This window comes from Seonamhaeicola marinus (assembly GCF_008085455.1).
On record NZ_VSDQ01000594.1, the window covers coordinates 1 to 289 of the forward strand.

Consider the following 289-nt stretch of genomic DNA (forward strand, 5'->3'; position numbering starts at 1 on the left):
GGATGCTACATCAGTAAAAGGTAGAGAAGTAACAATTAATGTAACAGGTACATTACCTGATGGTGGTAAAGTTTCAGACAGAGCTACTTTCAGAATTAAAGATTTACCAAAACCAACAGGTACAGTTAGAGGAGAAGATGGTGCTTTAAAAATGCAAAGAAACTCTTTAGAAATTTCTACTGTTGGTGCTAAGTTTGATGATTTTGATTTTGAATTACCATTACGTGTAACAGGATTTAAATTTAAAGTACCAGGGCAGCCTACAATAACTGTAAACGGTAATAAGTTA

The 289-nt window shown here is 33.6% G+C and carries 1 protein-coding gene; it reads left to right on the forward strand.

Annotated elements, in window-relative coordinates:
• Positions 1–289, forward strand: a 289-nt coding sequence (locus tag FUA24_RS10695) for a GldM family protein (RefSeq protein WP_317131952.1), incomplete at both ends; no start/stop codon positions are given.